This window comes from Amycolatopsis sp. MtRt-6, from assembly GCF_017308975.1.
In the GTDB taxonomy this organism is placed as follows: domain Bacteria; phylum Actinomycetota; class Actinomycetes; order Mycobacteriales; family Pseudonocardiaceae; genus Amycolatopsis.
This window is the reverse complement of the sequence record NZ_JADWPD010000016.1, coordinates 164776-174676: the sequence shown is the minus strand read 5'-3', so window position 1 is coordinate 174676 and position 9901 is coordinate 164776. Positions and strand designations below refer to the sequence as shown.

Annotated in this window: 10 protein-coding genes; 5 read left to right on the top strand and 5 right to left on the bottom strand. The window is 73.1% G+C overall.

Annotated elements, in window-relative coordinates; translation table 11 throughout:
* The first annotated feature begins 184 nt into the window (after positions 1-184).
* The gene (locus tag I4Q55_RS26275; RefSeq protein WP_206791287.1) at positions 185-1639 is read left to right on the top strand and encodes a ricin-type beta-trefoil lectin domain protein; all 1455 of its coding nucleotides are present in this window, start codon (positions 185-187) and stop codon (positions 1637-1639) included.
* A gap of 38 nt (positions 1640-1677) precedes the next feature.
* Here I4Q55_RS26275 and I4Q55_RS26270 read toward each other — a convergent pair whose 3' ends face one another.
* The gene (locus I4Q55_RS26270) at positions 1678-2241 is read right to left on the bottom strand and encodes a TetR/AcrR family transcriptional regulator (RefSeq protein ID WP_206791286.1); all 564 of its coding nucleotides are present in this window, start codon (positions 2239-2241) and stop codon (positions 1678-1680) included.
* Between the two features lie 84 nt (positions 2242-2325).
* Here I4Q55_RS26270 and I4Q55_RS26265 point away from each other — a divergent pair, with 84 nt between their 5' ends.
* A complete protein-coding gene (locus I4Q55_RS26265; protein WP_206791285.1) occupies positions 2326-3780 on the top strand; it encodes an aldehyde dehydrogenase in 1455 nt (484 codons plus the stop codon).
* Between the two features lie 64 nt (positions 3781-3844).
* Here I4Q55_RS26265 and I4Q55_RS26260 read toward each other — a convergent pair whose 3' ends face one another.
* Both I4Q55_RS26260 and I4Q55_RS26255 read right to left on the bottom strand, forming a co-directional pair.
* Positions 3845-4336, bottom strand: a complete 492-nt coding sequence (locus I4Q55_RS26260; RefSeq protein WP_206791284.1) for a carboxymuconolactone decarboxylase family protein — start codon at positions 4334-4336, stop codon at positions 3845-3847.
* A 70-nt stretch (positions 4337-4406) separates the two neighbouring features.
* Complete coding sequence (locus I4Q55_RS26255; RefSeq protein ID WP_242546740.1) at positions 4407-5033, bottom strand: hypothetical protein; 627 nt, start codon at positions 5031-5033, stop codon at positions 4407-4409.
* 111 nt (positions 5034-5144) lie between these two features.
* Here I4Q55_RS26255 and I4Q55_RS26250 point away from each other — a divergent pair, with 111 nt between their 5' ends.
* The gene (locus I4Q55_RS26250) at positions 5145-5690 is read left to right on the top strand and encodes a hypothetical protein (RefSeq protein WP_206791282.1); all 546 of its coding nucleotides are present in this window, start codon (positions 5145-5147) and stop codon (positions 5688-5690) included.
* Between the two features lie 22 nt (positions 5691-5712).
* On the top strand, positions 5713-6315 hold the full coding sequence (locus I4Q55_RS26245; protein WP_206791280.1) for a GNAT family N-acetyltransferase: 603 nt from the start codon (positions 5713-5715) through the stop codon (positions 6313-6315).
* 399 nt (positions 6316-6714) lie between these two features.
* Here I4Q55_RS26245 and I4Q55_RS26240 read toward each other — a convergent pair whose 3' ends face one another.
* Positions 6715-7407 (bottom strand): hypothetical protein, encoded by a 693-nt coding sequence (locus I4Q55_RS26240; protein ID WP_206791278.1) that lies wholly within the window; start codon positions 7405-7407, stop codon positions 6715-6717.
* Positions 7404-8708 carry a right-handed parallel beta-helix repeat-containing protein gene (locus I4Q55_RS26235; protein ID WP_206791276.1) on the bottom strand — a complete coding sequence of 435 codons (1305 nt, stop codon included), beginning with the start codon at positions 8706-8708 and terminating at the stop codon, positions 7404-7406. Before I4Q55_RS26235 ends, I4Q55_RS26240 begins: the two co-directional genes overlap by 4 nt.
* A 108-nt stretch (positions 8709-8816) precedes the next feature.
* On the opposite strand from I4Q55_RS26235, the gene I4Q55_RS26230 reads away from it, so the two are divergent.
* Complete coding sequence (locus I4Q55_RS26230) at positions 8817-9896, top strand: Dyp-type peroxidase (RefSeq protein WP_307793306.1); 1080 nt, start codon at positions 8817-8819, stop codon at positions 9894-9896.
* The last annotated feature ends 5 nt before the right edge of the window (positions 9897-9901 follow it).

Sequence of the window (9901 nt, the reverse complement as noted above, 5' to 3'; positions counted from 1 at the left end):
GGGGGTTGCGCCTGCGGGGGGGGCCCGATGCCACCGGCACCCCCCTGCACTGGGCGCCCCCACCGTGTTCTTTCCTGACCGATCCCGATCGTTTTGCTTCGGAACCCTGGCCGCTTGCCCCGGCCGGGTGTTACCAGTGTCTCGACCATTCCGGCTGCGCAAGGGATCCGGGAGGACCGAGCCGATGAGAACGACCCATTCCGTGCTCCGCAGGACGCTGTCCCGGGCGTCCAGGCTGCTGGCGCTGGTCGCGCTCGCCGGCGGGCTGCTGACCGCCGGCCCGCAGCAGGCCCAGGCGTCCACGGCCGGCTTCAAGGGCGTCAACTGGGCCGACACGCGGGACAACTTCGTCAACGGCGTGCTGTACGTGTCCGGGCTGGGTGCCTCGGACACCTACGCTTCGGCCGCCACCGCGGCGAACCAGGTGATCGGGCAGCTGTACTCGATCACCGGGGCCGACACCGTCCGGATGCCGGTCAACGAGCCGACGGTCGCCCAGTACTGGGGCACCTACACCGGGGCGATCGACACCGCGCTCGCCAAGGGCAAGGTGATCCTCGCCTACTGGGCCTACACCGGCGGCAAGCCACCGGACACCGGCCGGTTCCAGCAGATGTGGGACACGATCGTCGCCAAGTACGGCAGCAACCCGAACGCCTACTTCGAGGTCATCAACGAGCCGTACGCCTACAGCACCGGCGACCTGAACAACTTCTACTCCGCCTGGCTGGCCCGGTACCCGAGCGTGCCCCGCGGCCGGGTGATCCTCGACGGGGCCGGGTACGCCCAGAACGTGCCCGCGGTCGGCGGCGACCGCCGCCTGGACGGGACGCTGCTGGCAGCCCACGACTATTCGTTCTTCGCGGGCTACGAAAGCGAAAACGAGTGGGCCGACCACATCGGCGGCTACATCGGCGCGTACGCGGGCCGGACGGTCGTCACCGAGTGGGGCGGCCCGATGTCGCCCGGCAGCAAGAACGGCGTGCAGTACGACACCATCGACTACAACATCCCGAGCGGCTCGTTCTTCGCCGACTACGTCCGGGGCGTCAGCGCGAAGATGCGCAGCCTCGGCGTGGGCAGCGTCTACTGGCCGGGCCTGCGCGACGGCGACTGGTACAGCATGACGACCAAGACCGGCACGGGCGCGGGCATCAAGCTGTCGCTGTCGAACCCCAGCGGGCTGGCCCGGCTGCGGTACGCGTGGGGCTCCGGCAGCGGGGGCGGCACGTACGTCCGGATCGTCAACGCGGCCACCGGCCTGTACCTCGACGGGCTGGGCCGCACGACCGGTGGCGCCACCGCCGGCCAGGCGGGCAGCGACCCGGGCCGGTACGACCAGCAGTGGGTCGTCGAGAACTCCGGCAACCGCGTCCGCATCAAGAACCGCGCCACCGGCCTCTACCTCGACGGCGCGGGCCGCACCACCAACGGCGCCGCGGTGGCGCAGTACGCGAGCAGCGGCAGCGGCAACCAGCTGTGGTTGGTGGTGACCGACGCGAACAACGTCCGCATCCGCAACAACAGCACCGGGCTGTACCTCGACGGCATGGGCCGCGCGAGCAGCGGCGCCGACCTCGGCCAGTGGGGCGACAGCGCCAGCGCCAACCAGCGGTGGCGCATCGTCGCGGCCGGCTGAACCGCGCCGGGCGGGGCTCGATCCGGGGCCCCGCCCGGTCACCTCCAAGGACCAGCGCCCTTGGCCGTTCCGAACGCGCGCAGGAACGTGCCGACGATGACGTCGGCGGCCTGGACGTCGTTCAGGACCGACAAGTCCTCTGTAGACAGACGCAGCAGTGACCCCAGGACGCTGCCGGGCCAGCGGGCCGGCAGCCCCGCCCGCAGGAAGCCTTCGATGGTGGCCCGCTTGATGAACCGGTCGACCTCCTCGATCGCGCGCTGCCGCCGCGCCCAGATCTCCGGGTCCGAGCGCATCCGGCTCACGTCGGTCGGCCAGGTGCGGTTGACCCGGACGATCCCCTGGACGTACCGGTGCAGGGCCTCCGGCACCGGCGCCTCGTGGAACCGGGCCGCGTCGATCGCCGCTTCGATCGCGTCCAGGCGGGCCTGGTAGACCGCGGACAGCAGCTCCTCCCGGCTGGTGAACCGGCGGTAGACGGTCCGGCGGTCGAGGCCGGCCTCCGCCGCGATCGCCGCGATGCTCGCGGCCGGGTCTTCGGCGAGCATGCGGGCGCCCGTGGTCAGCAGCAGCTCGAGATTGCGCGCGGCGTCGGCTCTCACTCCCACACCCTAGCAGTAACCGTCACATTGATGAGGCATTTTAAGTGCTACACTGATGTGACAGATAAGCATAGGGAGACAGCAGTGATCACCTACGAGGGACTTTTCATCGGCGGCACGTGGACCACCCCGAGCAGCACCGAACTGCTGGACATCCGGTCCCCGCACGACAACTCGGTCCTCGGCCGGGCCGTGCAGGCGCTGCCCGCCGACGTCGATCGCGCCGTCGCGGCCGCCCGGCAGGCCTTCGACGAAGGTCCGTGGCCGCGCACCTCGCCGGCGGAACGGATCGCCGTCGTCCGCAAGCTGGCCGCCCTGCGCGAGAAGCGGGCCGACGAGATCGCGGCGCTCATCTCCGCGGAGAACGGCTCCGCACTGTGGTTCACCAAGGCGGGCCAGCCCGGCCTGAGCCGGCAGGCCAACGCCTACCTGAAGGCGGCCGAGGAGTTCGGCTGGGAGGAGATCCTTGAACCGTCGGACCCGGCCGCGCCGTTCCGGTCGGTCGTGCGCCGGGAGGCGATCGGCGTGGTCGCCGCGATCATCCCGTGGAACTCGCCGTTCTCCTCGGCGTCGGCCAAGATCATCCCGGCGCTGCTCGCCGGCAACACCGTCGTCCTCAAGGTCTCGCCCGAGAACACGCTGAGCATGAACCTGCTCGCGGAGCTGCTCGCCGAGGCCGGCCTGCCCGAGGGCGTCATCAGCGTCCTGCCCGCCGACCGCGAGACCAGCGAATACCTGGTCAAGCACCCGGACGTCGACAAGATCGCCTTCACCGGATCGACCCGCGCGGGGCGCCGCATCGCGTCGCTGGCCGGGGCGCAGCTCAAGCGGGTCAGCCTCGAGCTCGGCGGCAAGTCCGCCATGATCATCCTGCCCGACGCCGATCTCGACGCGGCGATCCAGGGCGTGAAGTTCGGTTCCCTGCTCAACAACGCCGAATCGTGCATCGCGCAGACGCGGATCCTCGCGCCGCGCAGCCGCTACGACGAGGTCGTCGCCGGGCTGAAGGACCTGGTCGAATCGCTGGGCGTCGGCGACCCGGCCGACGACCGGACGTTCATCGGCCCGATGATCCGCCGCGACCAGCAGCAGCGCGTCCTCGACTACATCCGCCTCGGCGTCGAGGAGGGCGCGCGGCTGGTCACCGGCGGCCCGAAAGTCCCGCCGGGGCTGGAAAAGGGCAACTACGTGACGCCCACGCTGTTCGCCGACGTCGACAACGCGATGCGCATCGCGCAGGAGGAGATCTTCGGCCCGGTCCTGGTCGTCATCGCCTACGACGACGAGGACGACGCGGTCCGCGTCGCCAACGACTCCGAGTACGGCCTGTCGGGCGGGGTGTGGTCGGCGGACCCGGCGCACGCGCTCGCCGTCGCGCGCCGCGTGCGGACCGGCACGGTCACGGTCAACGGCGCGCCGATCGGCTTCGACGGCCCGTTCGGCGGGTTCAAGGCCAGCGGCCTCGGCCGCGAGTACGGCGCCGTCGGGCTCGGCACCTACACCGAGTACAAGACCATCACCGTTCCGGAAGCCCGATGACGCCCGGCGCCCGGCCCCGCGGCGCGGCCGGAAGGCGCGCCGCGGCACCGGTGCGGCGGCCGGCTCAGCCGCGTTCGGCGAAGGCCTCGAACATCCCGGGCTCGTAGGAGCCGCCCTTCTGGTGCGCGATCACCGCGAGCCGGTTGGCCGCGTTGATCAGGGCGACCAGCGCGACCAGGGCGGCGACCTGCTCGTCGTCGTAGTGCTCGCGCACCCGGGCCCAGGTCTCGTCGGACACGCCGTCGGCGGCGTCGGCGAGCCGGGTGCCTTCCTCGGCCAGCGCGAGCGCGGCCCGTTCGGCCTCGGTGAACACGGTCGCTTCCCGCCAGGCGGCGACGAGCGCGAGCCGGACGGCCGACTCCCCGGCCGCGGCGGCCTCCTTGGCGTGCATGTCGAGGCACCAGCCGCACCCGTTGATCTGGCTGGCCCGCAGGCTGACCAGCTCCCGGGTGAGCTTCGGCAGCGGCGAGCGGTCGATGACCTGCCCGAGGCTCGCGAACCGCTTGCCCAGCCGGGAGCCGGTCTCGGTGGTGAACAGGTCGAAGCGGGGGTCCATGGTTTCGTCCTCACGTGTGTCGTCGGGCTGGAACGACCTCAAGACACCGGTGGGGCGAAAGTTGTGACAGTCAGAGCTCCGGATCGGCCACCTGGAGTTCGACACGGTGCCGCAGGTAGTCGTCGGAGTGGGTGCGCGCGAGGTGCACGGCCTCGGCGACCAGCGGCTTCAGTTCGGCCGGGTAGCCGGCCGGGTCGAGGCTCAGCCCGGGCAGGACGCACCGGCGGACGTCGAGGTCGTCGTTGGCCACGAACTCGCGCAGCGCGGCGCGGTTCCAGCGGTCCTGGAGGTCGTCGAGCGGCTCGAGCGTGGCCCAGTACCAGGCACGGGCGGCTCCGGCGCGTTCCGGGTTCGTGCCGGTCGTGAGGATTTCGAGGAGCGCTTCCTGCGTCCGGCGCGCGCCGAAGGCGGCCCGGAGCGGCTCGACGAACTGGCGGTTGAGGCTCGGGTCCGGGTCGTGGACCGCCGCGTGCACGAGCGCGCCGAAGAACGGCTCCGGGAGATCGGGGTAGTCGCGGTCCAGGTAGCCCAGCGCCCGGCGCAGGACGACGCGTTGGTCCCGTTCGCTGTCACAGGCCTCGCCCATTTGGTCGTAGGCCGCGGCCGTCCGGGCGGGGAGGTGGACGCGGCACAGCTCGAGCAGCTCGGCCAGGCAGCGCGGGAAAGCCGGGGAGCCGTCCCGGTCTGGCAGGGGCATCAGGGTCATCGTGGCCGGTCTGTCGCCCCGGAAGGTTCCGGCGTTACCGACGTATCACCGCCCGGTCCCGCTTGCTCGGAAGGGGGCTACGGATCGAGGGAAGGAACCGATATGTCGACTACGTTTTCCAAGCTCCTGCGCAGATTGGGCGGCGTCTCGCTGGTCGCCACGCTGCTGGTCGCCACGTCCGGGGTGGCGCACGCCTCGATGTCGCAGGTTCAGGACGGCTTCGAGTTCAACCCGCAGTCTTCGTGGCTGGTGGCGACCGGCGGGTCGGCGGCGGCCGGGTTCGACGTCGGGGCCGGGACCGCGCGCTCCGGGCGGAACAACGGCTGGCTGTTCGCCTCCAACGGCTGGGCGTTCGAGGGCTACTGGGTGCCCACGAACTCCGTGCCCCGGTACGCCCAGTGCGCTTCGCAGTTCTACATGCAGACCGCGGGCGGCGCGCAGGTCGGCATCGAGATCTGGGACGCCAACGCGCACCTGCTGTACAGCACCTACCCGTGGCTCAACGGCAGCGGTGCCTACCAGGCGGTCAACACCGCGCGGTGGAACCTCAACGGCGTCAACCCGGTGTTCGTCAAGGCGATCGTCGGCGCGAGCGGCTCGTCGCGGTTCGTGCGGATCGACGACATGACCACGCAGTGCTATTGGTGATCAGGCTGTACCATCACTGCCGATGAGCTGGGCGGGGTGGAAGGTGCGGTTGCGGGAGGTCCGCCCGGCGGACCGCCGCACCCTGAGCGGGTTCGACCGCGGCTCCACCCCGCAGGCCGGCGGCTACCGGCACTGGGCCACGCACCGCGACACGGCCGGCGACGACTTCCACTACGCGATCGAGACCCTGCACAACCGGACGCTGGTCGGGTCGATCTGGGTCCAGGCCGACCCGGCTTCCGGCCGCTTCAGCTACGGCATCGGGATCGGGCCGCAGTACCGCCGGTGCGGGTACGCCGCCGATGCCGTCACCGTCCTGCTGGCCTTCATGTTCGACCAGCACTACCGCAAGTGCGAGGTCAGCATCAACGGCAGCAACTTCGCCTCGCTGGCGCTGCACGGAGAGCTGGGCTTCCGCGAGGAAGGCCGCCCGCGCGACACCGAACTGCTCCGGGGCGAGGTCCGCTACCCGGTACTGATGAGCATCACCGCGGACGGGTTCGCCGAGCACCAGCCGGCGTTCCTCGCGGCCCGGGGTCCGGCGCGCCCGTGGCGGGGCCGGCACTGGCGGACGCCGAAGCGGGGCCGCCACTGGCGCCCCGAACACCTGCGGCCCGCCCGCTGACCGTTCCCTGCCGCCGCCCGCCGATCACGCCAGGCCGAGCCACCACCCGGCCCGCTCGCTGATCGCTCCAGGCCCGGCCACCACCCGCCGACCACCCCAGGCCCAGCCACGCCCCGGCCCAGCCCGGCCCGGCCGCCGACCACCCCCGGCCCAGCCCTGCCACCGCCCGCTGACCACTCCAGGCCGAGCCACCACCCGGCACCCGCCGCCGACCACTCCAGAGCGAGCCCACCACCGGCCGACCCACCCACCGACCACCCAGGCCCAGCCACCACCTGGCCCGCCCACCGACCACTCCAAGCCCAGTCACCACCCGGGCCCGCCCACCGGCCATCCCCCGCCCGGCCCGACCGCCGACCACCCCAGGCCGAGCCACCACCCGGCACCGGCCGCCGCGGGTTACCGGGCGAAGGCCGCCAACGGGCCCGGCGGTGGCGACGTTGCCGGTGTGAAGCTCACGACCACCGGGGCCGGCCGGTCCCCCACCCTCGCCTCGACCCGGCGCAGCAATCCCTCCGCGTCCAGCCAGTACCGCACCCGCCCCGCCTTTGTCACGTCCGCCGCGTGGGCCGGCTGGGGGCCGTCGATCACGTCGACCGGGACCTCGCCGATCGTGTCCGCGCGGACCCAGCGGGCCGAGCTCTGGCGCAGCAGCTGCACGTTGTCCGGGCGGTCCGCGCCCAGCCCGAGCACCAGCCGCAACGCCGTGTCCAGCTCGGGGCCGGGCTGGAGCGGGCGGTACTGCCAGCGGTCCGGGGGCGGCGGGTCCGTCGCGGCCTGGCCCGGCCCGCCGCGGAACGCCACCGCCGCCGGCGTCCACTGCAGCAACCCGGCCGACGACTCGTCGCCTCGCCCCTCGGTGCTCATCTCGGCGTATCCCAGGCCCTGGACGAAGTCCACGCGGCCGCGCAGGGCGATCACGCCGCCGCCGGTCGGGACCGTCGCCGTGAACGTCTCCGTCCGGAAGCGGTAATTGGCGAACCGGGCGAGTGCGAGCCGCTCCGCCTCCGCCGCCGACAGCGGACGTGGTTGCGGGTCCGCGCCGCACGCCGTCACCAGCAGCACCGCCGCCAACGCCGCCCGGCGCTTCACGGCTTGACCCCGGCGTGCTCGGCCAGCAACGCGATCTGCGGCACCGGGTAGCCGTCCAGGTCGACCGGGCCGGGCAGGCCGCGCGCGGGCCTCGGGGGCGCCGTCGCCGCGTCCGGCAGTCCCGGTTGCTCCGGCGGTGCCGCCACGTCCGGGAACGGCACTCCGCGCGGGGCCGGCGGCAGGGCCAAGCGCACCCCGGCCGCCGCGCCGGGACGCGCCGGGCAGGCCATCGTCCCGGCGAGCCCGGCCGGTGCGGTGCTCGTCAGGACGTTGTCCTGCAAGCAGTTCCCGCTCCCCGGCGCCCGCTCCGAAGCCGCGTAGGCGACGTCGACGCCGTTGCCGGACAGCACGTTCCCGACCAGCCGGTTGTCCGACGGTGCGAGGTCCTCGGCCGACGCGAGCGCGATGCCGGCGCCGGGGTTGCCGGTGACGAGGTTGCGGGCCAGCAGGTTCCGGGTGCCGCCGGCGATCCCGATGCCGACGCCGAAGCCACCGTCGGCCTGGGCCGGGCTGCCGGCCTGGGCGTTCGCCGCCACCAGGTTGCCCACGATCGCCGCGTCCCGCTGCGGCACGAACGCCTCCTGGTAGTCCGAGTTCGTCGACAGGCCCACCCGGTTGCCGACGAACCGGTTGCCCACCACGGACATCCCCCCGGACGCGTTCGTGCCCTCGTAGCCCACGGCGTTGCGCTCGGCGACGTTCCCGCGGACCACGATGTCGCACGGGTGGCACTGGCCGACGTAGAACCCGGAATCCGCGCTGCCGGAGGCGTAGCTGTGCTCGATCACCCCGTGCTGGGAGTCGAAGGCGTAGACGCCGTAGAGGCCGTTGTTGCTCGCCGTCACGTACGAGACGCGGAAGCCCTGCACCGGCGGGAACCGCGCCGGGTCGAGGCGGGTGTAGCCGTCGCTGCCGCGGGCCAGGCCGCCGCTCTCGTCGGCCATGCCGGTGACGAGGACGCCGTTCAGGACGTGGTCGCGGACGGTCAGGTTCTCCACCGCGACGCCGGGCGCGGTGACCACGATCCCGTTGGCCCGGCGCACTTCGCCGTCGAACACGACCCGGTTGCGGTCCGTGCCGCGCAGCACGAGGTCGGGCACGGTGATCCGGACCGACTCGCGGTACACGCCCGGGGAAACGAGCACGAGGTCGCCCGGCCGCGCGGCGTCGACGGCCTGCTGGACCGTCGGCGCGTCCTGCGGCACCCGGATGGTCGCGGCGCCGGCGACGTCCGGCCGGAGCGACGACGAGCAGCCGGCGACGGCCAGGACGGAAACCAGGAAAACGGAAAGCGCGCGCACGGCGAAACCATAGGAGTGTTCCGCCCCGCGCAACCCGAGCGACGCGAAATGCCACCTGGTGGAGTGACAAGTTCCGATTCCGCGACGGTGAGGCGGCACAATCCGCGCGTGGCCACTCCTCCCCCGTTGTCCCGCCGCTCGGTGCTGCTCGGCGCCGGTGCCGGCCTGGTCTCCGCCTGTTCCGCGCCGGCCGCCGCGTCGGACCCGGACGTGGTGGCCGCCTTCGGTGCCCAGCAGGCCGGGATCGCCCGGCCGGGGCCACCCCAGCGGCAGGTGGCCCTGTCCGTCTGGGACCTGCCGCGCGGGGACGACCGGGCCTGGCTCGGCGCGTTGCTGGCCGCGCTGGGCCGGCGGGCGGCCGCGCTGGCCGCGGGTGGCGACCCGGCGCTCGCCGACCTCCCGCCGGCACGGCTGACGGTCACGGTGGGGCTCGGCCCGCGGATCGTCGCGGCCCTCGGTCCGGAGCTGCCCGGGGCACGGGACCTCCCGGCGTTCCCCGGCGACGAACCCCGCGACCGCGGCGGCGACCTCCTGCTCCAGGTCTGCGCGGACGAACCGCTCGTCGCCGCACTGGCGACGACCGAGCTGACCGCCGGCGCCGGGATGTCGTTGCGCTGGCGCCGGACCGGCTTCCGCGGACCGTCCGCTTCGGACGGATCGGCGCGCAACGTGCTGGGGTTCGCCGACGGCATCGTGGTGCCGAAGACGGACGCCGAACTGGCCGCCGACGTGTGGCTCGACGGCCCGCCCGCGGTTCGCGGCGGCACGATCGCGGTGGTGCGCGCGATCCGGCTGGACACCGCGGCCTTCCACGCGTTGCCGGTGGCCGCGCAGGAGCGGGTGATCGGCCGCCGCAAGGCGACGGCGGAACCGCTGTCCGGCCCGGAGCTCGACCTGAGCGCGAAGACCCCGGACGGCGAGTACCGCATCCCGGCCGACGCGCACGTGCGGCGCGCCCACCCGCTCACGGTCGGGGCGGGCGTGATGCTGCGCCGCGGGTACAGCTCCGAAGAGGGGCTGCTGTTCATCTCGTTCCAGCGCGAGCTGCGGACGTTCGTGGCCACCCAGCACCGGATGAGCGAAGGGGACGCTCTCCTGCGCTACGCGACCACGACGGCGTCGGCGACCTTCCTGGTGCTGCCCGGCTTCAGCGCCGAGGTTCCCCTGGGCCGGTCCCTGCTCGCCTGACCCCG